The following is a 23,389-nucleotide window of genomic DNA, read 5'->3' on the forward strand; positions in this document are numbered from 1 at the left end:
AGTTACCGGCTCTCCGCCGGTAATTTACATACGAATGCTTTAAGGAAAAACATTTATACACACCTGTTATGCCATGACTCAACCTGGCGTCAGGACAATTATTATCTGGCAATGAATACAAACCAATATATCATCAGAAAAGAAAAAATATCCGATATCCCGCAAATAGATCATGTAACCCGGTCAGCATTCCTATCTGCGGCCCATTCCAGCGGTACTGAGCCGTTGATCATCCACGCGCTGCGCGCCAGTGGACAGTTAACGTTGTCACTGGTGGCGGAAGAAAACGGTACGTTGACCGGCCATGTCGCCATTTCTCCGGTGGAAATATCTTCCAGGGAAAATGGCTGGTTCGGTCTGGGACCGGTGTCTGTTGTGCCCGAACGGCAGGGGGCCGGCATCGGCACGGCGCTGATCAAAGCGGCGTTGGCGGCATTGGAACAGCTGCCGGCAAAAGGCTGTGTGGTATTGGGAGACCCGGCGTACTACGGCCGGTTTGGTTTTAAGGCTGATGCACGGCTGCGGTATCCGGAAGCGCCGGCGGAGTATTTCCAGGTATTGGCGTTTGACGGAATAGTGCCTACGGGTGAGGTGCAATACCATGCATCTTTTTATGTCACAGAATAAGCCCGGAAATCAATATTTATAGTGACCAACAACCCGCTGCAGGCCAGCGGGTTGTTGATTTTAGGGATGTATGCTGTACCTTTAGCAGTAATTGGTCGGTTCTATACTACTGCCAACAAATAACACCCGATGACCATGCATACACTGTACAAAAGCAACAGTATTATTGTCCGCGAATTTTTACCGGAAGACCTGGACCTGTTCCTGACCCTGTTGGAAGACCCGGAAGTGACACGTTACCTGCCTGCCGTTACGCCGGAACGCTATAAACAACTGTTTGCCACGGCGCTGGAAGACTACAGCAAAGGCTTGTTCAGCCGCTGGGGCATCTGGGACGCGGTGACCAACGATTTTATCGGCACCTGCCTGGCACGGCCTTTTGTGGAAGTGCCTGGCCAGCTGGAGATTGGCTATACGCTGGCGAAAGCATACTGGGGCAAAGGTATCGCCACCGCGGTAAGCAGGGCGCTGGTGGAATATTGTTTTACGCATACTTCCGTTCGGGATGTGGTAGCACTGACACACCTGGAGAATATCGGTTCACAGAAAGTGTTGATAAAAGCCGGCTTTAGCAGGGCGCCGCATAATATTGTGCGTGACCAGAAAGAAGCGGCTTATTTTGTGTTGCGCCGGCCGGAATAAAAAAAACGGCGGAACAGATAGTCCCGCCGCAGGTATTTATTGTAGCATGTCCCGTAAAAACAGCGCTGCTTCCCGCTGCGCTTCCCGCGCTTCCGGCAACAATGCCGGCATGAGGAAGAAAGGATGTATCGTGCCCGGATACAGTGAATAACGGACAACAACACCATCTTCCCGGTACCGACCGGCCAGTTGCCGGCCGTCATCGCGCAGCGGGTCACATTCCGCTGCGATGATCAGCGCCGGGGGCAGTCCCCTGAAATCATTACGGACCACAGCGGCCAGTGGATGACGTGCATTCTCTTCCTGGCCCGTATATGCCTGCCAGCACTGCTGCATTGTTTGACGGGTGAGGTGATAACCTTCTGCATACGTGTTATACGAGCCGGTATCAAATCGGGCTTCCACAGGAGGATAGACAAGCAGTTGTGCTGCAAGGCCAATACCCGCGTCCCTGGCACGCAGCAGGGTGGCGATAGCGATATTGCCACCGGAGCTGTCACCGCCAATGGCTATACGCTGCGCGTCGATGTCCAGTGAGGCGGCATTGTCCATCAGCCATAATAACGCATCGTAGCCGTCATCCAGCGCGGCGGGAAATACATGTTCGGGGGACAGCCGGTATTCCACTGAAACGACGATAGCGCCGGATTGTGCGGCCAGGTTACGGCACAACCAATCATGTGTGGCTACGCTGCCACGTACCCACCCGCCGCCATGGAAATAGAGCACTGCCGGCAGTATGCCCGGTCCGGGCCTGTAAATAGCAACGCTCACATGAGTGTTGACCTGTTGTTGTAAAACCTGATAGAGTGGTGTTTTTTCCCCGCTCCATACCGGCATCGCATCCAGCGTTGCCTGCCGAAAAGCCTCCAGTGTTGCCGGTGTGGAAGAGTGGCGGCTATTTACACTTTCCAGATAAGCCTGTACATTTGCATTGACCTGCCTGTTGTACGTCTGCATAAAAAAATTTTTACGCAAAGTTGTCCCGGGCGCTAGTAATAATCGCTGTTATACTTTTAAGTGTGATACTTACTTTTAGGTGAGTATGGCTGTTAAAAAATTCATACATGCCCGAATTTATTGTTGATAACAAAGTTTTTTATAACCCGGTGGAGTTTGCGCTCCATCATATTGGTGGTACCTGGAAGATACCGATACTGTGGAGGTTGCGGGAGAAAGTGCTGCGTTATGGGGAGTTGAAGAATGAAATTCCACATATCACGCATAAGATGCTGACCACTCAGCTGAGGGAGCTGGAAACGCTGGGTATGATTGAACGGACTGTTTTCCCTGTGGCGCCCCCAAAGGTAGAGTACCGGCTCACTGACAAAGGAAAGGAGGCGCTGCCGGTCATCGGTATGCTGATACAGTATGGCTATGACCTGATGGACAAAGCAGGGGTTGATTATCCCAAAAAGAAATAACGGTCAGGGCGGCCTCTACGATAAGGGCTATACGAAATGACGCGTATGCAAGGGGCTGCCTCGGCTGGCATGGATTTGGAAAATCATTTCATGAAGCGATGATCATTGTAAACCGTAAACTTTTTGTTATGGACCAGGATAAAGAAAAAGATATTGATCAGCAATCCAATCCATCATTTACCAAAAAAGATTTATTGGGTAAACAAGAACAATCAGAACCGGCGGAAGCGGAAGAGCAATCTTCTGCTCAGGAAACGAACGAAACGGACGAAACGATTGAAAAGGAATCAGCAGAGGAAGAAGAATAAGACATCCATTAAAAATGAAAGCACATGGAAAATTTATCGGCTGCAAATCGTGAAGAGGGCGAAGTAGCAAAGAAAATCGAGAATCAGACAGCGAAATTGCCATCTGATATCTTTTTATGGACGGCTGTTACAGCTATGGGGGTTTCTTCTTTTTTGCATTGTATGGGAAAGAAGCATGCCGGGCTATTTGTGGGGCAATGGGTAGCACCATTTCTGTTGTTTGGTATTTACAACAAAATCGTTAAAACCCAGGGACACGACTAATAGATGGGGTAGGGTTGATGACCCTGTGACGATGGTGTTGTAATTGTCAGGGCCGTCTTTTAAAAGGCGGCCCTGTTTTATATCATCCGGGGATGTCCAGTCCGGCATCGCGGGCCTGTTGTTCGTACTGGCGTGCCCGTGTTTCGTCTTTTACGTCTTCGTTGTAGAGATACATGCGGCGCAGTTCCAGGAGTGCATCGTCCATTCCCAACTCCACGGCTTTCATATAGTGGGAGAGTGCCTTACGGGCGTCTGTTTTTACACCTTGTCCCAGTTCATAAAGCCGGGCCATATTGAAGGCGCAGTATTCGTCTTTGTTTTTAATGCCACTGCGATAGGCGTCTACTGCGTTTTTATAGTCTTCGGCCACTTCGAAGAGCGTACCTACGTAGTTATAACAATCAATACCTAACCTGCTCGCATATACGAAGTGTTTTAGCGCCTGCTGATCATCTTTCGGCACTTTAATACCTTCATAGTACAACATACCCAGGTTGTAATGTGCGTAGGGTACATGCTGTGACGCTGCTTGCTGGTATAGTTCCAGCGCTTTGCGAATGTCGGGAGAGGTGCCGGTGCCATACTGATAGCAGTTGCCGAGCCCGTTGGCAGCATGGGGTGAACCGGCCGCCACGCCACGGGCGTACCATTCAAATGCGGCTATGTCATCGGTGTAACCTTCGATAGCCTCATAGATATAACCCAGGTCGCTCATCGCGTCTTTGCTGCCTTTATCGGCAGCCGCTTTAAACAAACGTACCGCCTCTTCGTATTGCTGTGCCTCGAGCGCCGCAGATCCTCTTTCATGCAACAGGTCTGCCGGAAGGTCGTCGCCGGCCAGCCGGGCAAGGGCATCCAGCATTTCTTCCGAATAACGGTAACGTGTATCTTCACCCAGTATGGCTGAAATATCGGCCGTTGTCAGCGAGGTTACCCCGCCGTCGTGATGGATGGAAAACGCGCCGTCAGCATTAACTGCAAGAGTGTCCCATTCATTGGTATCATGCCAGGTAAATTCCCGGGCAATCACATCATAGGCCGGTGGTATGATCACATCATGTTGGCTTACGAACAGCCCTGTTTTACCGTTTTGCGTAAGCAGACAGGCATATTCTCCGATGGATTCAATTTCTATGGGAGACAACGGGACCTGCCAGCCTTTATTCAGGGAATAGATACCACTGTTCCTGCCCTGTCGTACCACGACGGTCCCACCCATTAGCACCTCCAGTTCATCATAGATGATCGGTAGCAATTCCTTTCCTTCCGGGCTAAAAAGACCACATTGTTTGCTGGGTTTGTAGCGGATGAAAAGAAGGAGGGAGTCGTCCTTGCAGGTACCGCCCCATTGTACTTCGTCGATGCTGTCATCGCCGATGCGGGTGAAGCCGGCTGTATAGTAGTGACTTTTATTGGTATCGGAATGGCGTGCGGAAATGATCTGTACCCCCGAGAAGTCTGACAGTTCAATGTCCTGCGCGAACACCATGGGCAGGAGCTGGTTGCCTGCGGCGTCAACGACGCCATAGCGCTCTTCCCTGCCCACGATATATAACAACGGTGTTTCAGAAAGGTAAAAGATATCATCGTAGCCGTTAGCCGGGAGAGCATTCCCCGGTACAACGATATACATCTGCGTACCTGATTTTACCAGGGCCTGACCGCTAACCACGTCGTACGCCTCATCATAGGCCAATCCGGAAACCAGTTGCCCCTGCCGGTTTACATAGCCCCATTTGCCTTCCCGGCTAACGATCGCGAAGTCTTCATTTTCCGGAAAGATAAATACTTCGTCGTATGCCGCAGGTATCACCACCTGACCGTCCACTTTCAGGCCGGTGAGCCCATTTTCAGTGAATGCTATCTGGTTGGAATCTTCTTCTTCAGCCTCATAATAGCCCGACTGGATGACATCCCAACCGTAACCATAGGCGCTGGTACTAAAAAAGTCCCGGAAGGTTTTGAAGTGATAAGGGTTGTGCTGCACATCAGGGCATTCGTTGAGCAGCAGCGGATCATTGGCGGCAATAGCCGCTTCTATGGCGGCATTGGTGTCTTTGATCTGCTTCAGCAGTTCTGCAGCCTGTTCTTCATGGGGCTCATCGCTCATGTTGAACACGTCCCACGCATCCAGGTGGAAGCTGTCATGACCGGCTTTATTTTCCAGGAAATTAAAGATGTTTTCTTTAGCATCCCGGAAAGCTGCCGGATCATCGGTGAGCACGCCGGCATGGATATCGATGAAATCGTATAGCCTTTTCAGTGCGCTAATGCCTGCCGGGGCATCGGCATAGAGGCCGCCGTTTTGCCCGTTGTAAACGGGAATGCCCAGGTAAGGGCGACCGGCAAATAAAGGATGGAGGAAAAAAGGAAATTCATACTTCCACTCCATCAGCGTGATGCTGTGGCCATCATGGCCGCCGATAACAGGCAACATACTTTCCAAAGTGCCGTCAACCGCAGTTTCCGGAGCGGGGCGGTTTACTTCGTTGTCCAGGTTGTAGAGGTAGATACGGTGCGACATGACATGATTATTATTTTCTTTCAGGCACTGATGTGCGGCTGGTTAACAAGGAGGCAAGTTGGCGTATTTTCGGGCATCTTCCAAAAAAAATCTATCTTGCTGTCTGTTAAAATTCAGAGAGAAATGACCCTGGCTATTCACGAAACCGGTACCGTACGCATTGCTGAAGTGATTTCAGATAAAATACTGATCAACAACCCCGAGGAAGCATTGCAATTAATTGTTGATGTACACTACCAGGATTTCGATAAGATGATGATACATGAAAAGAACATCATACCCGGTTTCTTTGACCTGAAAACCGGTATCGCCGGTGAAGTGCTGCAAAAGTTTATTAACTATCATATGCAACTGAGCATTATCGGCGATTTCGAAAAATATCCCGGCAAGAGCATCCGTGATTTTATTTATGAAAGCAATAAGGGCCGGCATATTAGTTTTGTGCCGACAGTGGAGCAGGCGCTGGAGAAGCTACGAAAATAAAATAGCCCGCTGGCGTTGCATGAAAGATATAAAAACAACTATAAATGGATAACTGGGAGGTTTCTGAAAAGCACCGCAAATTTTTACTGGAGGTACGTTTCGCAGGAAAAGTTTATTATACCGTTCAGGGCGCCGATACATCAGATAAGTCCTATGATGATAAATGGTTAACAGACACAGAAGGCAAGATACTGCTGTTTTCCTCTCCGGATGATCTGTACACGGAAATCATGCGGATGGATGAGATATTTGACAAAACGGAGATGCGGGCATGGGCCGTTGCGAGGTTGGATGACTATGAACCGTACGCTGTCGTGGACCTGGATTTGTTGGAGAACGCGCAGCTGCAACTGGTGAACAGAGAGCTGATAAGCGCTATTTATATCACCTTAGGGTTGTTGAAAGACTATGTTATCCAGGTAGATGACGTGATGATGTTGTTGCTGTTGGAAGATAGTGTAACAGTACGTTTTCTTGATGATTGGGCTGATTATATCGTTTGGGGTAAAAAAATGTCTGCAAAATTAGAGATAGATAAGACACTGTTTCCCCTGTTAAAAGCGCTTTATTCGCAATTGTCAGAAAAGATAAAAATTCACCGGTGATGTATTAATCATATGAAGAAAAATGCTACAGCAGATAAGTTGTCAAAGCTTGCGGAGAACCATACAGCAGGTAATCCCGTATTTATCCGGGAGGCTGGTCAGCTGTTGGTAGTGTCCTCCTTTTCTTCCGGTAGAATAATCATGTTGATCCTGATGATTATATTCTTATTGCTTTGTAGTTGGCGTATTTGTCAAACGGCAACGATAGGAATTGTCTGGTTTGTTTTTCCTGCTATGCTGTTATTCTTTGTGATGGCGTTGTGGATTGATCTGGATGCGGTGAGTAGTGTAAATATCAACCTGAAAAGTAAAGAGCTGGTCGTTCGAAAGAGACTGTTTCTTTATTCCGAACAACGTTTTTATGTCCACGATATCCAGGAAATCAGGAGGGAAAAATCGATGGTCCGGGTGCCTTATAATGTATGGTGTTTGTCTGTATTGCTTCGTAGCGGGAAGAAGCTCAGGTTGGCGGTTGGGCGGCAGGAGGGCCGTCTGGAAAAGATGGCAGACGTACTGAATGAATTAGGTTATCGAACTAAAACATGAGGATGGAACACTGATTTCTGCATATTTTCCCTGCCTTATCCCGACAGCGTGAGTTGGATAGAAAGGCCATTGGATGAACCATAACCAGCTATTAACACTAAATAACATTCCTCACCCCACTCTGGCACGCTTTTATCATTATTACCTCCAGGAACCCGAACTGCTGCAGGGTTTGAGGGAACCGCCAATGCATCACAACAAAAGTTTATGATTATGAAAACGTTAAAGTTCATCGTCATAGCGCTGGTGTTGGTGGGAGGATTAAGTAGTTGCCTGGTGGTCCATGACCGCCCGGGATATTACCACCGCCCGTATTACCATCATCATTACTATGGACACTACTGGTACAGGTAAAAAGACGGGGATACTGTGACTGGCTTCCCCGACTTTATCTCCTTTTTTAAGATTTCTGTAGTCACAGAAACCAACCATTGAGATTTACAGCTTGCCGGACAGCGCTGATCCCAGCGCTGTTTTGAGTTCCTGTTCAGACAGTACGCCGGTATGGCGCCATATTTCCGTGTTGTCTTTTATGAGCACCAGGGTGGGCACGGCCATTATATGAAAACGGCTGGCCAGGTCTTCTTCCTGGTCAATATCAATACGGCTCACCTGAAGCTGGTTATTCATTTTGGTTTCCACCGCGTTGACGATGGGCGTCAGCACTTTGCACGGGTAACACCAGGTGGCAAAGAACTGTAGTAGCGTTGCGTGTTGCTGGCTCATATCATCTCATTTTTATACCAGCAAAATTAGGTGGGTGGCTGCGGCAACCGTGATACTTTCCGTCGGCATTTTAGTACAAACGGCAGTTTTTTTAATGCCCATGATGCCGGTGGCCATGGCGGTACTGCATGGGCGTGATGCCTGTATGTTTTTTGAAGAAACGGCAGAAATACGATTGGTCGGCGAAGTTGAGATGACTCGCAATGTCTGCAATACTCTCGCTGCTTTGTATCAGCTGTGCTTTGGCTTCCGTGATCAGTTGCCGGTGGATAAAGCTGCTGGCCGGATTCCCCGTGATTTCTTTGACGGTGTCATTCAGGTGATGCGGATTTACAAACAGCAGTTTGGCATAGTCCGATACTTGTTTGTATTCGTGATAATGTTTAGTGACGAGGTTCTTAAACGAGGCTACCAGCTGCTCTTTGCGGGGCATGTGCGGATCGGCTTCGCTGTGCAGCGCCAGGAATATCCGCTCTGTTTCTATCAATAATACGTTGAGGTATAAACGTACCAGCAGGTCGTCGTTGAATGTCTGCCGGTTACAATATTCTTTCCTTAACTTGTTGAACAGGTCCGCCACCATTTCGGTTTCAGCGGAAGACAAACGGATAAACGGTTTTTTATCGTGCTGAAAGAAAGGGTATTGGTGCAGCTTGACCTGATTTTTCAAACAAAGGAGGAAATAGTCTGCGTCGAAAATACAGTGGTAACCGGTTACATCTTCGCTCCAGTGGTGAATCGCATGCAGCTGGCTTTCGGGAATAAAGTACAGCACTCCCGGCTCAAAGGTATAGGTATTGTACCCGATGGTTTCCTGTACAGTGCCGCCTGTCAGTAGAATGATAGAATAAAACTTGCGGCGGGTGGCGGAGAAAGTCTTGTTTTTATGCAGACGCTTCAGTTGCTCCAGCGTGGCTATCTCGAAAAAATTGCTGGTCTGTTGCTGTGCAATATTATCGCAGGCCTCGCAGAAAGAGTGGGCGGGGCTGGACAGGTATTCCTGTTTAAAATCCTGCGGGTTGTTTACTTCCCGGAAAGTGTTTTTCAGATAACTCATCTCTTTTACATTGTCATAGCGGTAGGGTACCCTCTCAGTGCCCAGTCCTTGTATCCGTCATTAAATTTCCTGGCTTTATAGCCTTCCTGTATGAGCAGGTTCACAGCCTCATCTACCAGCATGCAGAGGGAACCGCGGCAGTAGGCGACGATCTCCTGTTTTTTGGACAGTTCGCGGATACGTTCCCGGAGCTGGTCCAGCGGAATGGAAATGGCCCGGTGTATATGTCCGCGATGATACTCGTCTTCCGGCCTTACGTCCAGTACGATAACGTCGCCGGCATGCACTTTGTCCAGCAGTTCTTCTGCGGTGACCACGTCGCCGTTACGGCGTCCTTTGCGGTAGTGGTCGATCGCTTTTCTGACTTCGGTATTGTGCGCCATGCCCAGCTCCCGCAGGGATGTCCAGGCGGCGTACACATTTTCTCCGGCCAACTGATAGTGGATGTAATTGCCTTTACGGCTAATGGTCACCAGCTGCGCGTTCTTCAGTACCTGCAGGTGCTGTGATGTATTGGCGATGCTCATGCCTGTGTAGCGGGCGATGGTCTCCACTGTAAAAGGCCCCTGCGCCAAAAGGTCTATGATCTCCATGCGGTGCGGGTTGCCCAGTGCTTTCGCCGTTTTGGACAACTCTGCATAAACCGTGTCTTTGAATTTTCTCGCAGCTGTTTTCATAAGGTATAAAAATACGGAAAAATCAACTATTCAAGAGTTTTATTGAATAGTTGTGCTACTGTCTGCTTTTTACTAATTTCCGGGAGATATGTTACCAATATTATTAATTCCTGAAAAGACAGATGTGGAGTTGGACGCAGTGGCGGCCGCATGGGCTGACAGGGGCGGGGAAGTCCGCCGCTTGGGTAAATACTGGGTTCGCGATGAAACGATCGCCGGACGGCCCGTGGCGGTGTATGGCAATCAGGCTTTTGCTTTTGTGTTGGCACAACTGTATGGCGCTGAACTATTGTCGCCGGATGATACGCTGATTACCCGGTTAGGCGTCCGTTGGAGCCGGCGGACTATTTCGCTGCGCGAAGCAGGCGCCCTGCGGGAGACGGATTTCCCTATTTTTGTAAAACCTGTTATCCCAAAAATGTTCAGGCCCGGCATCTTTAATACGCTGGCCGATTTCCGGGAGGCAACGGGCACACTGCCTCCGGAGGAAGCAGTAATGATGTCGTCCGTCGTTTCGCCCATTATAGCCGAAGCCCGTTGTTTTGTGCTGAACGGCCAGGTGAAAGACATCGCGCTGTATGAGGGGGAAGCCGACCTGTTCGCCGGAGAAGCATTTGTTAACGCCTTTCTGCAGCATCATGCCGGCGATTTGCCGGCCGCCGTTGTTGTGGATATCGCCTGTTCTCCGCAAACAGGCTGGTTTGTGCTCGAGTTCAACGCCAGCTGGGGCGCAGGCCTTAACTCCTGTGATGCTGCCCTGGTGGTGGATTGTATTACTGCTGCTACCGTGCCTGCATGATATGGCTATACGAAAAAGCTACCGTGCTGACCGCCGAAACCCTTTCAGCAACAGTAAAAGCCCGCATACTGTCAGTACCGCTGCTATCAGATAGGGCATGCCGGGAAAATACACCGGTGAGGTACGCGCCGTGGCCCAGGCGAAGCTGCTGGTCAGCAGCGGCGGTGCCAGCAGCGTGGTTAGTCCCATGAGGCTGCCCAGGCCACCCTGCAGCTCACCCTGTTCATTGTCGGGCATGGCGCCGGTGACAATACTCTGCATTGCGGTGCCCTGTATGCTGCCGGCGATGTAAATAATGAGGGCGGGCAGCAATACCCACTGCCATCCGGCAAAAGCGAACAACAGGTAACCAATGGTCATACATAGCAGTCCGATAATGGCCATCTGCCGGTCACTGAGCCGGGTAGTCAATGCGCTTACCAGCCATGTTTGTGACAGGATGGACAAGACACCGATTAAAGCCAGTGAATAACCCACCAGCTGGTTGCTCCAACAGAATTTTTCTATGGTGAAGAAAGCCCACACGCTCTCCATGCTGTGTGTGGCGAAAGATACCAGCAGCATAGACAGTATCAGTGATTTGACCAGCGGAAAGCGCGTCAGGTACCGCAAAGCGCCCAGCGGATTGGCCCTCTTCCAGTCAAAAGCCCGGCGTTTCGCCACCGGCAGGGATTCAGGGAAAAAGGAATATCCCAGCAGGAAATTGAAGAAGCTGAGCGCTGCCGCTGCGATGAAGGGCATATGTGTGCCCCACCGTCCCAGTGATCCGCCCAGCACCGGACCGATGATGAAGCCGAGGCCAAAGGCGGCATTGATCAACCCGTAATAGCGGGTACGGTTCTCGCTGGTGCTGATATCGGCCACACAGGCGGAGGCAACGGCGTAGCTGGCGCCGGTGATGCCCGCAATGGCGCGGCCTGCAAATAACCAAAGCACATTGGGCGCAACGGCGAGGAACAAACAATCAACAGAAAAGCCCAACAGGGAAAACAGCAACACCGGCCGCCTGCCGTAACGGTCGCTTAGTCCGCCCAGCACCGGTGCAAATACAAATTGCATGGAGGCATAGGCAAAAGCCAGCCAGCCACCGTAACGGGCTGCTGTACTGATGTCGGCATGAAGCAGTTCGCGGAGCAACTGGGGAAGTACCGGGAAAATCAAACCAAAACCGGCAGTGTCTATCACTACCACCAGCACGATGAATAGCAAACGGGAAGGATGATATGCAGATTGCATATGAATACAGGAGGTAAAAGTTGAAATAAATAAATAGAGAAAAAGCGCCCGGCAATAGGAAGCCCGGACGACGGCAGGCAGGATACCTGCGAAGGAAGATGTAAATAGTTATCTCATGGCGGCAAAATTAGCAGGAAATCATTTTCCTCCAAAAAAAATTACCGGGTATTTATCTTGTCGGGTGCCATGGAGGCCCACGAAAAGGGGCTTTGAGGTATATCAAACCATGCAATTGGGGCATGAAGAGTTGTACCTGTTAAGAACAGGAACAATGAACGCCTGAAAAACAGTCGGTTAATTCACCTGCGTATCTTCAGTGAAATACTGTTTATTCTTTTCTTCTCTCCATTTCACGAACATAATATGCTGAACAAATTCCAGAAACTGGTAATCATCTACCAGCGTGTTGAGTGTCAATCCTTCCGGGGAGCCGGCATCTTTAGTACGGGCTTGTTCAAAACGGGTAAGTTTCTCCTGTAAGGCGGCGGTAAGGGATTTGACCAGTTCAGGGAAGACCTGGAACGCTTCCTGCATAATATGCTGGCCTTTAGGGGTTTGTTTCAACTCCTGGATACGCTGGTGCGTTAAAGATGGCAGGGTAACGGCGGTCTGTTGATGTTTTCGGCCTGTGATCATCGTTTTAGTTTGCGCTTGTTAGGTTTACTTAGGTTAATAGTCAGGCTTTTATAGGCCTGTTGATATGGATTAGAGTACGGATTTCAGAAAAGGTTACAAAATGTTTCCATTTTTTGTAACTTATTTTCACTTTAACCATCTAATTACTATCTGAATGAGTATTATTCAACCCGTTGAGACGCTTACTGACAATGAAATTATCGCCAGGGTGCTGGCAGGAGAGAAAAGGTTATATGAAACGCTGATGCGCCGCTATAACGCCAGTCTGTTCCGGATCGGGATGTCTTTCCTGAACAATGACATGGACACGGAAGACGTGATGCAGCAGACATACATCAACGCCTATCAGCACCTGGACCAGTTCCGGCAGGAAGCCGCTTTTGGCACCTGGCTCAAAAGGATCATGATCAATGAGTGCCACCAGCACCTGAAAAGGGCGAAAAGAGGGGCCAGTGAGGATATTTCAGCTGTGGAGGAACGTCAGGATACTGCGAAAACCAAAACACCTGTGGACACAGTCATTAACAAAGAGTTGGGCGAAGTGCTGGAAAAAGCGCTGCTGAGCATCCCGGAGAAATACCGGGCCGTTTTCGTACTGCGGGAACTGGAACAACTCAATGTTGCCGAAACGGCCAAAGTGCTGGATATCTCCCGGGTCAATGTGAAAGTCCGCCAGATCAGGGCGAAGTTGATGCTGCGTGAACATATTTCCAACTTCTATAAAAACGATGTGGTGTTCCCGTTCCACCTTATCCGGTGCGACAGGGTTGTCAACAATGTTCTCCGGAAACTGGACATCGAATAACGGTAATATATTTTATACAAAAAGACCGGCCCGTATGGACCGGTCTTTTTTTTGTGTCCGGGCGATGACCTGCCGCCGTCTGATTTTATATCAGGATGATGCCTGTATGAAGTCAAAAGCGCCTTTGCGCAGATTGATACCATATTCGAGATAAGCTTTCAGGCAGTCGAGGAAGTTGGTCCAGCCGAAAGTATTTTGTGAGAACCATTTTAAGCCTTTCGCGTCCAGCGGCAGTTCGCCTTCTGTAACGGTGACCAGGGTGCCGCCGCTTTTGGTGGGCGTCAGCTCGATCTTTACCTGTGTCTGATGTTGTGCAGCACCTTCCCATTCAAAATGGATTTCTTTGTCCGGTACGATTTTTTTTACGGGAATGTCGAACCTGGTCGGCTCTTCTGCAAACGCCCATACGACGGTTTCCCCTTCCACCATCCGGCCGCTGCCGGAGGCGATGAAGTAATTGCTCATTTTCTGCGGATCAACGATGGCGTCGAAGACTTCCTGTGGTGGTTTGGCCATCTGCATGGAGGCGGTAATGATCAATGGTCCCATAAGATATGTTTTTGGAGAATGATAGCTGAAGTTACGCTAAAATGAAACGCCCGCCAAGAGGCCATAGCGGCTTCTGGCGGGCGTTGGGTATTAAAAAGGTTATATTCTTTTCAGTACTTCTTCTCCGATAGCGTCGGTGCCTTTGATCATATCGGACGGCGTTTGTGCGTTGGCGATATCGCGGGTGCGGAAACCGGCTTTCAGTACCTGGTCTACTGCATTGATCACCGCGTCGGACTCTGCTTTCATGCCGAAGGAGATGTCCAGCAGGAGGGCGGCGGAGAGGATGGAGGCCAGCGGGTTGGCCACGCCTTTGCCGGTGATGTCGTGCGCGGAACCGTGGATAGGCTCGTATACACCGGTGCCATCACCTACCGATGCAGAAGCCAGCATGCCCATGGAGCCGGCTATCTGGGACGCTTCATCGGTGAGGATGTCGCCAAAGAGGTTGGCGGTCACCACCACATCAAAGCGGCGAGGGTCTTTTATCAGCAGCATGGCGGTGGCGTCTACGAACTGATGTTCCACTTCCACGTCAGGATATTCGGGCGCTATTTTCTGAATCACTTCACGCCACAGCCGGGAGGTCTCTATTACGTTGGCTTTGTCAACGGAGCAGAGTTTTTTGCGGCGGGTGCGGGCGGCTTCAAAAGCTTTGCGGGCAATGCGTTCTACTTCAAAGCGGCTGTATTCCGCGATATCGAAGGCGGTATCGCCATTGTTTTTACGGCCTTTGTCACCGAAGTAGATGTCGCCGGTCAGTTCCCGGAAGAACAGAATGTCGGCGCCTTTCAGGATTTCCGGTTTGATACTGGAAGCATCGAGCAGTTCGTCGAACAGTTTGATGGGGCGCAGGTTGGCGTACAGGCCCAGCTCCTTGCGCATCTTCAGCAGTCCCTGTTCCGGCCTTACTTTGGCGGAAGGGTCGTTGTCATATTTCGGGTGACCTACGGCGCCGAACAGGATGGCGTCGGAGGCGCGCATTTTGGTCAGTGTTTCATCCGGCAGCGGGTTGCCGGTGGCTTCTATGGCGGCGTGGCCCACGAGGGCTTCGTCATAGGTGAAGGTATGGCCAAAGCGGGCAGCTATTTTGTCGAGCACTTTTTTTCCTACGGCCGTTACTTCCTGTCCAATCCCGTCGCCGGGAACAATTAAAATATGTTTGGTTGCCATGATAATGATGTCAGATTAAATTGAGCATTTTTTGGGTGGCTTTGATGGCAGACACGGTCTGATCGCTGTCCAGTCCCCGCGTTTTGAACTCTTTGTTCTGGAAGCTCCAGGTGATGATCGTTTCGCACAGGGCGTCACTCTTACCGCCGGGAGGGATGTGAACGGAATAGTCGGTGAGTGCCGGCAGTTCGCGTTTTTTCTTTTGATATACTTTTTTCAGGGCATTCATGAAGGCGTCGTATTGACCGTCACCCTGCGAATGTTCTTCAAAAAGTTCCCCTTCCACCGATATTCTGAGTGTCACGGAAGGGTGGAGGTTTTTGGAATGGGTGAGCACATAGTTTTCTATTTTCACCTTTTCCTCTATCCGGCTGCTGTCGAGAATATCAGAGATGATGTAGGGGAGATCGGCCTGTGTAACGACTTCCTTTTTATCGCCCAGTTCGATGATGCGTTGCGTCACCTTTTTCAGGTTGGCGTCGGACAGCTGTATGCCCAGCTGGTGCAGGTTATTTTCGATATTGGCCTTGCCGCTGGTTTTGCCGAGTGCGTACAGGCGTTGACGTCCGAAGCGTTCCGGCATCAGATCGCTGAAATACAGTTTGTTCTTTTTATCACCGTCGGCATGGATGCCGGCCGTTTGGGTGAACACGTTGTCGCCCACCACTGGTTTGTTGGCCGGGATACGGATACCGGAGAAGGTTTCCACCAGTTTGCTGGCGCTGTAGAGTGATTTTTCGGACACGGCTGTTTTAACGCCGGGCAGAAAATCGTTGAGTACGGCGATAGCGCTGGCGAGGGGCGCGTTACCGGCCCTTTCGCCCATCCCGTTGATGGTGAGGTGGATGCCATGTGCGCCGGCTTTCACGCCTTCCAGCACATTGGCGGTGCCCAGGTCGTAGTCGTTATGGGCGTGGAAATCGAAATGCATCTGCGGGTACCGCTGCACGATCTCGCTGATATATTCCTGTACTTCGCCGGGGGTGAGCACGCCGAGGGTATCGGGCAGCATTACCCTTTTAACAGGCTGGTGTTGCAGGAAATCGAGGTATTGATATACGTAGTCGCGGGAGTGGCGCATGCCGTTGCTCCAGTCTTCGAGGTATACGTTGCAGTCCAGTCCTTTTTGACGGGCGAGGGCGATGACTTCGCCGACGTCTGCAAAGTGTTCCGCCGGTTTTTTCTTCAGCTGATGGGTGAGATGGTTGAGTGAACCTTTGGTGAGAAGGTTCATGACTTTGGCGCCGGCCTGCAACATCCATTGTACAGACACGTCGCCGTCAACGAAGGTGAGCACTTCCACTTTGTTGAGCAGGCCGTTCGTCTTTGCCCATTTGGTAATCGCTTTCACGGCCGCCAGTTCGCCGTCCGACACGCGGGCGGAGGCAATTTCAATCCTGTCTACTTTTACTTCTGTGAGCAGGACCTGAGCGATGGTCAGTTTTTCCGAGGGCGAAAAGGAGACGCCGCTGGTTTGTTCACCGTCGCGGAGGGTGGTGTCCATTATTTCAATGTGGCGCTGCGGTACTGGCATAAGGCTGAATAATTATCGTTAATACATACTCTTGGCGGCGAAGGTTTTGATATCTTCTTTCATGGCCTGCAGATAGTCGATGTCATCATAACCGTTGATCAGGTTGTGCTTTTTGTAGCTGTTGATGTCGAATGTCTCGCTTTCGCCGGTAGCGGAGATGGTGATGGTTTGTGCCGGGAGGTCTACCACCAGTTCGGAGGCAGGGTTGCTTTCGATGGCGGTGAATATTTTATGTAAGAACTCCGGGCTTACCTGTACGGGCAGGATACCGATGTTGAGTGAATTGTTTTTGAAGATGTCGGCGAAGAAGCTGGACACCACGCAACGGAAGCCGTAGTCGTAGATGGCCCAGGCAGCGTGTTCGCGGCTGGAGCCGCTACCGAAGTTTTTACCGCCGACCAGTATTTTACCGGAGTAGATCGGGTTGTTTAAAACGAAATCATTTTTCGGAGAGCCGTCGGCGTTATATCGCCAGTCGCGGAACAGGTTGTCGCCAAATCCTTTGCGTTCGGTCGCTTTCAGGAAGCGGGCCGGGATGATCTGGTCGGTGTCCACGTTTTCAATCGGCATCGGCACCGCCGAGCTTTTCAGTACCGTAAATTTATCGTAAGCCATGTTGTTGTTTGTGTTGTTAAAGGATGACAGAAAAGGGATCAGATCAGTTCACGCGGATCGGTTACCACGCCGGTTACGGCGGCGGCAGCGGCTACCAGCGGGCTGGCGAGCATGGTGCGGGAACCGGGGCCCTGGCGGCCTTCGAAGTTGCGGTTGCTGGTGCTGACCGCATATTTGCCGGCCGGAACTTTATCGTCGTTCATGGCGAGGCAGGCGGAACATCCGGGCTGGCGCAGCTCAAAGCCGGCGGCGGTGAGGATGTCGAGGATACCTTCTTCGCGGATCTGTTGCTCTACGATGTGTGAACCGGGAACGATCCAGGCGGTCACGCCATCTGCTTTTTTGCGTCCTTTTACGACAGAGGCGAAAGCGCGGAAGTCTTCGATGCGGCCGTTGGTACAGCTGCCGATGAATACATAGTCCACTTTTTTGCCGAGCATAGGTTCCTGTTCCTGGAAGCCCATGTATTGCAGTGATTTTTCGTAGCTGGCGGCGCTGCCTCCGGCTTCCTGTGCCACCGGGATGCGTTGGGTGATGCCCATGCCCATGCCGGGGTTGGTGCCGTAGGTGATCATCGGTTCAATGTCCGCGGCGTTGAAGGTGTATTCTTTGTCGAAGGTGGCGCCTTCTTCTGTTTTTAATGTTTTCCAATAGGCGACAGCGTTATCCCAGGCAGCTCCCTGCGGGGCTTTTTCGCGGCCTTTGATATAAGCGAAGGTGGTCTCGTCCGGAGCGATGATACCGCCGCGGGCGCCCATTTCGATGCTCATATTGCAGACGGTCATACGGCCTTCCATGCTCATTTGCTCAAATACTTCACCCGCATATTCCACGAAGTAACCAGTGGCTCCTGCGGCGGTGAGCTGGGAGATGATATAAAGCGTTACGTCTTTTGGTGTAATGCCTTTACCGGTGGTACCGGTAACGGTTATACGCATTTTCTTCGGTTTCTGCTGCATGATGCATTGGGAGGAGAGCACCATTTCCACTTCGGAGGTGCCGATGCCGAAAGCGATCGCGCCAAAAGCTCCGTGGGTGGAAGTGTGGGAGTCGCCACATACAATGGTCATGCCCGGCAGGGTGATACCGTTTTCCGGTCCCACCACGTGAACGATACCATTGCGGGGATTGCCCAGGCCCCAGTGGGAGATGCCATATTTAGCGGTATTGGACTCCAGTGCTTTCAGCTGGTTGGCGGAAAGCGGGTCCTGTACCGGCAGGTGCTGGTTGATAGTAGGCGTATTGTGATCGGCAGTAGCAAAGGTTTTTTCAGGGAACATCACGCTCAGGCCCCTGTTTTCCAGTCCCAGAAAGGCCACCGGGCTGGTTACTTCGTGAATGAAGTGACGGTCAATAAACAACACATCAGGACCGTCTTCGATTTTCCTGACCGCATGTGAATCCCATACTTTGTCAAATAAGGTAGCGGGTATTTTGCTCATTTTCATAATTTTAAAGGTAGGCGCTAAATTCTTAAAAAATATCCAGATATTTTTATGATTGTCATATTTTTTCTAAAAAGAAGTATAAATGAATGATTATTCTTTGGTGGATGACTGATTCCGTGTTAAATTAAATAATTGATTATCAATATGATATATAAATTCCCCTGCATGACAAAAGCAGTGAATGGGCGCTGTCGGGGTAAATATTATTGTCATGGAACTGTCATTGGAAACAAGGGTGCATGTTCTGTCTGGCAGGATAACGGTAGTAGCTATACGAATAAACCTGTTCAGGCTTATTTATGGGAAAACATGTCATTCAGCCTCAACACGGGGCTTTATTAAAGAAAACCAAATAACAAAATGTCGCCAGGGGTTTCAGCCCTGGGATTAAAAGGCATTTATAATATCTCCAGGTTCTTGGCTTTATACCCTTGTAATGCCTCGCTGCCTGCCGGCAGCTCAGTGATGAGATAATGTATATCCTGTAAATCGGCGATTTTCATTTTCATGGAACTGTTGAGCTTTTCGGATATAGCGAGGATGGCCACTTTATCGGCAGCTTTGATCATGGCTTTTTTGACCTGGATAGTTTCCCAGTCGGCGTCGGTGAGGCCGTTGACCGGATCGATGGCGTTGGTGCCGATGATGCACAGGTCTGCCTTGATATTGGACAGGTATTCAAACACTTCGCCACTGACGGTCATCTGGCTGTAGGCAGAGATCTGGCCGCCGATCACGATGGTTTTGATCATGGGCTTGTCCAGCAGTTCCACGGCTGATAAGACGTTGACGGTAATAAAGGTGGCCCGCAGGGTAGGAGGGATTTTTTTGATGAATTCGCGGATGGTGGTGCCGCCGCCGATGAGCACGATCATGTCATCCCGCAGCAGTTGCAGCGTTTTCTCGGCAATGACCAGTTTATTGTTCTGCGCATAGGTCTCCGACTCGTGGCCATAATGATAGGCAATGGACATGGCGCCTCCCTTGATCTTCACAACTTCCCCGTCGTCTGCCAACTCGTTCACATCCCGGCGGATGGTGTCTTCAGAAACATTGATCAGGCTTACCAGTTCGCTGTAGGTAATACGGGTATGGATGTTTACCTGCTGAATGATAAGCTGTTTCCTGGACTTCTTCGTGAGGGAAACCGGGGGTATCTGGTCCTGTGTGTTCATACTATCCATAGCATCTGATAAATTCAAAGGGTGATGATAGACAAAAAAACGGGCATATGCAAAAAACGCACCGCTCCTTTTTTGCATGGCCATAACATGGGTCTGGGACAAAAATAACAGAACCGGCAGAATTTTGCACTTTTGGAAGATAAATAATTTTTCTGCACTTTTTGTAATGATTTAAATATCTGGTTTTTAATTAATTGTATTGATATTGTTTTATTTCTATCAGTATTTTTTGCATAGTTGGCGCAAAATAATTGCAAATAATTTGCAGTTTTCGCAGGAATCCCTATTTTTATCCCTGTAATTTCCGCATTATTTGAAGAACTAACTATCAACCAAACCACATGATGAAGCATATCATAACCGTGGCCAACTTTCCGAAGATATTCCTGCCACTCCTGGGCCTGTTATTTTCTGTCTGTAGCTATGCCCAGTCCGACCTGGTATCCGGGACCGTCACCAGCGCAGGCGACGGACAAAAAATCATCGGCGCCTCCGTATCGCTCGTCGGCGCTAAAGGCATCGGCGCCCTGACCAGCGAAACCGGTCAGTTCTCTATTAAAATACCTTCCTCCGTTACCGGTGAAATCACCCTCGCCGTCACCTTCGTAGGGTACGACCGCAAAGAGGTAAAAGTATCCCGGGGACAGTCCAACATCAATATCCAGCTGACAACAAATACCAAAGCGCTGGGTGAACTGGTGGTAACGGCACTGGGTATCAAAAAAGAGAAAAAAGCACTGGCCTATGCTGTCACCGAAGTAAAAGGCAGCGAATTCACACAGGCCCGCGAAATCAACGTGGCAGACGCACTCACCGGTAAAATCGCCGGCGTGAACGCCTCAAGCCTCGCCAGCGGCCCCGGTGGCTCCAGCCGTGTCATCATCCGGGGCAACGGCTCCCTCAACGGCGACAACCAGCCGCTGTACGTGGTAAACGGCATGCCCATCGACAATACCACCCAAAGCACCATCACCAGCGGCGCTTCCAATGGGCTCAACTATGACCGCGGCGATGGTATCGCAGGCATCAACCCCGACGATATTGAATCCATTACCGTGCTCAAAGGCGGCCCGGCCGCAGCCCTCTACGGCGCCCGCGCCTCCAACGGCGTTATCCTTATCACCACCAAAAAAGGCGTGGCACAGAAAGGCATCGGCGTAGACTATAACACCACCTACACCCTGGAAACACCGTCGGTCATCCCTGACTGGCAATATGAGTACGGCTCCGGTCAGAAAGGACTGAAACCAGCTACCAAAGCGGATGCTATCGCGGCAGGCCGCCTCTCCTGGGGGCCGAAAATCGACGGCAGCAACGTGGTCCAGTTCGACGGGGTGGAACGCCCTTATGTGGCCCGGAAAAACAACATCAAAAACTTCTATAATACCGGCAACACGTTCACCAATACACTGGCGTTCTCCGGCGGCAACGAAAACACAAAATATCGTGTATCCCTGTCCGATATGAACAACCGCAGCCTGGTGCCCAGCCAGTCGCTCAACAAAAAAATCGGCTCGGTGAGCATTGCTTCCAACCTGGGCAAACGCCTCTCTATTGAGGCCTATGCGCAGTACAACGTGGAAAAGGCCAAAAACAGAAGCAGCGTCTCCGACGCGCCCGGCAACGTTAACTGGGGCACGTACATGATCGCCAACACCGTAGATATCCGCAACCTCAATCCGGGTTATGACGCCACCGATAAAGAAGTGGAATGGAACCCCTCCGGTTTCGCTTCCAACCCCTACTTTGTAGCTAACCGCTTTCGTAACAACGATGACCGCAAACGTTTTATCGGTAACGCCAGCATCAAATACAACCTGCTGGACAACCTCTTCGTGCGCGGTCGTGTAAGCCATGATTATCTGAACATCAACTACACCGGTATCGTGCCCACTGGTACGCTCTTCGCTCCGAAAGGCCTCTATCAGCAGTACAATACCATCGCCACTGAAACCAACGGTGAACTGACCATCAACTACCAGGGCAAACTGAGCCGCGATCTCGCCATCACCGCCATGGCAGGCGGCAACAGGCGCAAATCCATATCTGACGGAACAAATCTGAACGGTACAGATTTCTTCGCGCCCGGCTTCTATGACCCGTCCAACGTGGTAAGCCTTAACACCACCAACGTAAACCAGCGGCAAGCCACCAACTCCCTGTTCGGCTCGGTGGACCTGTCTTTCAAAGACCTGTTGTTCCTGACCGCCACCGGCCGCAATGACTGGTTCTCTACGCTGTCGCCACAAAACAACAACATCTTTTATCCTTCCGTAGGCGCCAGCTTCCTGCTGTCTGAAGCAGTGAAAATGCCTTCCTGGATCAACTACGCCAAAGTACGTACGTCATGGGCACAGGTAGGCGGTGCTACGCCACAACCTTACATCCTGCGGCAGACTTACTCCGTGCTTTCCGGTGGCGGCCACCTCGGCCAACCGCTGCAAACGCCTACCCAGACTACCTCCCAGGGTAGCGGTTCCGGTCTGCTGCAAGCACCCAACCCCAACCTGAAGCCGCTGCTCTCAACTACTTTCGAAGCCGGTATCGAAGCGCGTATGCTCAACAACCGCTTGTCTGCAGACATTACGGTGTATAGCCGCAAAACCACCAACGATATCATGCAGGCGGCCATCTCCCCGGCGTCAGGGTATAACTTCGCTATCCTCAACGTAGGCGAAATGAGCAACAAAGGCGTGGAAGTATTGCTGACCGGCGTACCGGTCAAACAGAAGAATTTCTCCTGGGACATCAGCTACAACATGGCCTATAATAAAAACGAAGTGCTGAAACTGACTGAAGGCATCAACAGCCTCCAGCTGGACGTAAGCGTTAACAGTTACGCCTATATTTTTGCGGAAATCGGCAAAGCCTACAGCACCATCAAAGGCTTTAAAGTACTGAAAGACGCCAGCGGCAATACCGTATACGACAAAGCCACCGGCTATGAAATGCGTACCGGTCTGACTGACCTCGGCACCGGCGTGTCTCCCTTCTCTGCTGGTATCACCAACAACTTTACCTACAAACGTTTTAACCTGAGCTTCCTGATCGACGGTAAATTCGGCGGACATGTATATTCCGCTACCAACCTGTATGCTACCCGCTTCGGCCTGAACAAGATCACCCTGCCAGGCAGGGAAGACGGTCTTACCGTTACCGGCGTAGACCAGGACGGCAAACCGTTTACCAAAACATTTACCTACGCTACCGGTCTGCAGGCGTACTACGACAACTACAAAAACCTCTCTGAGAAATTTGTATACGACGCCAGCTTCATCAAACTGCGTCAGGTGGTGCTCAGCTACAACATCCCGACGAAAGTGTTTGCCTTTGCCAAACTGCAGGGCGCTACCGTTTCTTTCGTAGCAAGGAACCTGTTTATCCTGTATAAGAATGCGCCCAATATTGATCCGGAATCAACCTTCAGCAACTCCAATGCGCAAGGCTTTGAAATGTTCGGGGTACCCCGTACCCGGAGCTATGGCGTAAACCTCCAGGTAAAACTTTAGTTCATTCTTAAAATTGAT

General features: G+C 50.5%; 25 protein-coding genes. 12 read left to right on the plus strand and 13 right to left on the minus strand.

Annotation, left to right across the window (positions count from 1 at the left end):
* Nucleotides 1-111 precede the first annotated feature (111 nt).
* Together HGH92_RS21800 and HGH92_RS21805 are read left to right on the plus strand one after the other, a co-directional pair.
* On the plus strand, nucleotides 112-627 hold the full coding sequence (locus tag HGH92_RS21800) for a GNAT family N-acetyltransferase (RefSeq protein ID WP_168872859.1): 516 nt from the start codon (nucleotides 112-114) through the stop codon (nucleotides 625-627).
* Between the two features lie 129 nt (nucleotides 628-756).
* Nucleotides 757-1,269, plus strand: coding sequence for a GNAT family N-acetyltransferase (locus HGH92_RS21805; protein ID WP_211092686.1), 513 nt, complete (start codon nucleotides 757-759; stop codon nucleotides 1,267-1,269).
* Nucleotides 1,270-1,305: 36 nt separating this feature from the next.
* On the opposite strand, the gene HGH92_RS21810 is transcribed toward HGH92_RS21805, so the two are convergent.
* The gene (locus HGH92_RS21810; RefSeq protein WP_168872860.1) at nucleotides 1,306-2,229 is read right to left on the minus strand and encodes an alpha/beta hydrolase; all 924 of its coding nucleotides are present in this window, start codon (nucleotides 2,227-2,229) and stop codon (nucleotides 1,306-1,308) included.
* Between the two features lie 107 nt (nucleotides 2,230-2,336).
* Here HGH92_RS21810 and HGH92_RS21815 point away from each other — a divergent pair, with 107 nt between their 5' ends.
* From HGH92_RS21815 to HGH92_RS21825, 3 genes are all read left to right on the plus strand, one after another.
* Nucleotides 2,337-2,693, plus strand: a complete 357-nt coding sequence (locus HGH92_RS21815; RefSeq protein ID WP_168872861.1) for a winged helix-turn-helix transcriptional regulator — start codon at nucleotides 2,337-2,339, stop codon at nucleotides 2,691-2,693.
* Between the two features lie 128 nt (nucleotides 2,694-2,821).
* A complete protein-coding gene (locus tag HGH92_RS21820) occupies nucleotides 2,822-3,001 on the plus strand; it encodes a hypothetical protein (RefSeq protein WP_168872862.1) in 180 nt (59 codons plus the stop codon).
* A 24-nt stretch (nucleotides 3,002-3,025) separates the two neighbouring features.
* Nucleotides 3,026-3,265 (plus strand): hypothetical protein, encoded by a 240-nt coding sequence (locus tag HGH92_RS21825; RefSeq protein ID WP_168872863.1) that lies wholly within the window; start codon nucleotides 3,026-3,028, stop codon nucleotides 3,263-3,265.
* A gap of 82 nt (nucleotides 3,266-3,347) precedes the next feature.
* Here HGH92_RS21825 and HGH92_RS21830 read toward each other — a convergent pair whose 3' ends face one another.
* Complete coding sequence (locus HGH92_RS21830) at nucleotides 3,348-5,789, minus strand: SEL1-like repeat protein (protein ID WP_168872864.1); 2,442 nt, start codon at nucleotides 5,787-5,789, stop codon at nucleotides 3,348-3,350.
* A gap of 123 nt (nucleotides 5,790-5,912) precedes the next feature.
* Between HGH92_RS21830 and HGH92_RS21835 the strand changes: the two genes are divergently transcribed.
* The 4 genes from HGH92_RS21835 to HGH92_RS21850 all read left to right on the plus strand — a co-directional run bounded on the left by HGH92_RS21835 (nucleotide 5,913) and on the right by HGH92_RS21850 (nucleotide 7,777).
* Entirely contained in the window at nucleotides 5,913-6,272 is a 360-nt protein-coding gene (locus HGH92_RS21835) for a DUF4180 domain-containing protein (RefSeq protein ID WP_168872865.1), read from the plus strand.
* 44 nt (nucleotides 6,273-6,316) lie between these two features.
* A complete protein-coding gene (locus tag HGH92_RS21840; protein ID WP_168872866.1) occupies nucleotides 6,317-6,877 on the plus strand; it encodes a hypothetical protein in 561 nt (186 codons plus the stop codon).
* A gap of 12 nt (nucleotides 6,878-6,889) precedes the next feature.
* Entirely contained in the window at nucleotides 6,890-7,423 is a 534-nt protein-coding gene (locus HGH92_RS21845; RefSeq protein WP_168872867.1) for a hypothetical protein, read from the plus strand.
* A gap of 213 nt (nucleotides 7,424-7,636) precedes the next feature.
* Nucleotides 7,637-7,777: a hypothetical protein gene (locus tag HGH92_RS21850; protein ID WP_168872868.1), complete on the plus strand. Its 141-nt coding sequence runs from the start codon at nucleotides 7,637-7,639 to the stop codon at nucleotides 7,775-7,777.
* 84 nt (nucleotides 7,778-7,861) lie between these two features.
* Here HGH92_RS21850 and HGH92_RS21855 read toward each other — a convergent pair whose 3' ends face one another.
* The 3 genes from HGH92_RS21855 to HGH92_RS21865 form a co-directional block, all read right to left on the minus strand.
* Complete coding sequence (locus tag HGH92_RS21855; protein ID WP_168872869.1) at nucleotides 7,862-8,149, minus strand: thioredoxin family protein; 288 nt, start codon at nucleotides 8,147-8,149, stop codon at nucleotides 7,862-7,864.
* Between the two features lie 91 nt (nucleotides 8,150-8,240).
* Nucleotides 8,241-9,206 (minus strand): helix-turn-helix domain-containing protein, encoded by a 966-nt coding sequence (locus HGH92_RS21860; RefSeq protein ID WP_168872870.1) that lies wholly within the window; start codon nucleotides 9,204-9,206, stop codon nucleotides 8,241-8,243.
* Between the two features lie 5 nt (nucleotides 9,207-9,211).
* Nucleotides 9,212-9,883, minus strand: coding sequence for an ArsR/SmtB family transcription factor (locus tag HGH92_RS21865; protein WP_168872871.1), 672 nt, complete (start codon nucleotides 9,881-9,883; stop codon nucleotides 9,212-9,214).
* 88 nt (nucleotides 9,884-9,971) lie between these two features.
* Between HGH92_RS21865 and HGH92_RS21870 the strand changes: the two genes are divergently transcribed.
* A complete protein-coding gene (locus HGH92_RS21870) occupies nucleotides 9,972-10,682 on the plus strand; it encodes an ATP-grasp domain-containing protein (RefSeq protein ID WP_168872872.1) in 711 nt (236 codons plus the stop codon).
* 18 nt (nucleotides 10,683-10,700) lie between these two features.
* Here HGH92_RS21870 and HGH92_RS21875 read toward each other — a convergent pair whose 3' ends face one another.
* Together HGH92_RS21875 and HGH92_RS21880 are read right to left on the minus strand one after the other, a co-directional pair.
* Complete coding sequence (locus HGH92_RS21875) at nucleotides 10,701-11,918, minus strand: TCR/Tet family MFS transporter (protein WP_168872873.1); 1,218 nt, start codon at nucleotides 11,916-11,918, stop codon at nucleotides 10,701-10,703.
* A 294-nt stretch (nucleotides 11,919-12,212) separates the two neighbouring features.
* Complete coding sequence (locus tag HGH92_RS21880; RefSeq protein ID WP_168872874.1) at nucleotides 12,213-12,554, minus strand: hypothetical protein; 342 nt, start codon at nucleotides 12,552-12,554, stop codon at nucleotides 12,213-12,215.
* Nucleotides 12,555-12,708: 154 nt separating this feature from the next.
* Between HGH92_RS21880 and HGH92_RS21885 the strand changes: the two genes are divergently transcribed.
* Nucleotides 12,709-13,359 (plus strand): RNA polymerase sigma factor, encoded by a 651-nt coding sequence (locus tag HGH92_RS21885; protein WP_168872875.1) that lies wholly within the window; start codon nucleotides 12,709-12,711, stop codon nucleotides 13,357-13,359.
* 90 nt (nucleotides 13,360-13,449) lie between these two features.
* Here the strand turns inward: HGH92_RS21885 and HGH92_RS21890 are convergent, their stop codons facing one another.
* From HGH92_RS21890 to HGH92_RS21915, 6 genes are all read right to left on the minus strand, one after another.
* A complete protein-coding gene (locus HGH92_RS21890; protein ID WP_168872876.1) occupies nucleotides 13,450-13,908 on the minus strand; it encodes an SRPBCC domain-containing protein in 459 nt (152 codons plus the stop codon).
* 99 nt (nucleotides 13,909-14,007) lie between these two features.
* On the minus strand, nucleotides 14,008-15,081 hold the full coding sequence (gene leuB, locus HGH92_RS21895; protein WP_168872877.1) for a 3-isopropylmalate dehydrogenase: 1,074 nt from the start codon (nucleotides 15,079-15,081) through the stop codon (nucleotides 14,008-14,010).
* 10 nt (nucleotides 15,082-15,091) lie between these two features.
* Nucleotides 15,092-16,615, minus strand: coding sequence for an alpha-isopropylmalate synthase regulatory domain-containing protein (locus tag HGH92_RS21900; RefSeq protein ID WP_168872878.1), 1,524 nt, complete (start codon nucleotides 16,613-16,615; stop codon nucleotides 15,092-15,094).
* 18 nt (nucleotides 16,616-16,633) lie between these two features.
* Nucleotides 16,634-17,230 (minus strand): 3-isopropylmalate dehydratase small subunit, encoded by a 597-nt coding sequence (gene leuD, locus HGH92_RS21905; RefSeq protein ID WP_168872879.1) that lies wholly within the window; start codon nucleotides 17,228-17,230, stop codon nucleotides 16,634-16,636.
* Nucleotides 17,231-17,268: 38 nt separating this feature from the next.
* A complete protein-coding gene (gene leuC, locus HGH92_RS21910; protein WP_168872880.1) occupies nucleotides 17,269-18,672 on the minus strand; it encodes a 3-isopropylmalate dehydratase large subunit in 1,404 nt (467 codons plus the stop codon).
* A 404-nt stretch (nucleotides 18,673-19,076) separates the two neighbouring features.
* A complete protein-coding gene (locus HGH92_RS21915) occupies nucleotides 19,077-19,862 on the minus strand; it encodes a DeoR/GlpR family DNA-binding transcription regulator (RefSeq protein WP_247654995.1) in 786 nt (261 codons plus the stop codon).
* 341 nt (nucleotides 19,863-20,203) lie between these two features.
* On the opposite strand from HGH92_RS21915, the gene HGH92_RS21920 reads away from it, so the two are divergent.
* Nucleotides 20,204-23,371 (plus strand): SusC/RagA family TonB-linked outer membrane protein, encoded by a 3,168-nt coding sequence (locus tag HGH92_RS21920; protein ID WP_168872881.1) that lies wholly within the window; start codon nucleotides 20,204-20,206, stop codon nucleotides 23,369-23,371.
* Nucleotides 23,372-23,389: the final 18 nt, after the last annotated feature.

Source organism: Chitinophaga varians, from assembly GCF_012641275.1.
Taxonomy (GTDB): domain Bacteria; phylum Bacteroidota; class Bacteroidia; order Chitinophagales; family Chitinophagaceae; genus Chitinophaga; species Chitinophaga varians_A.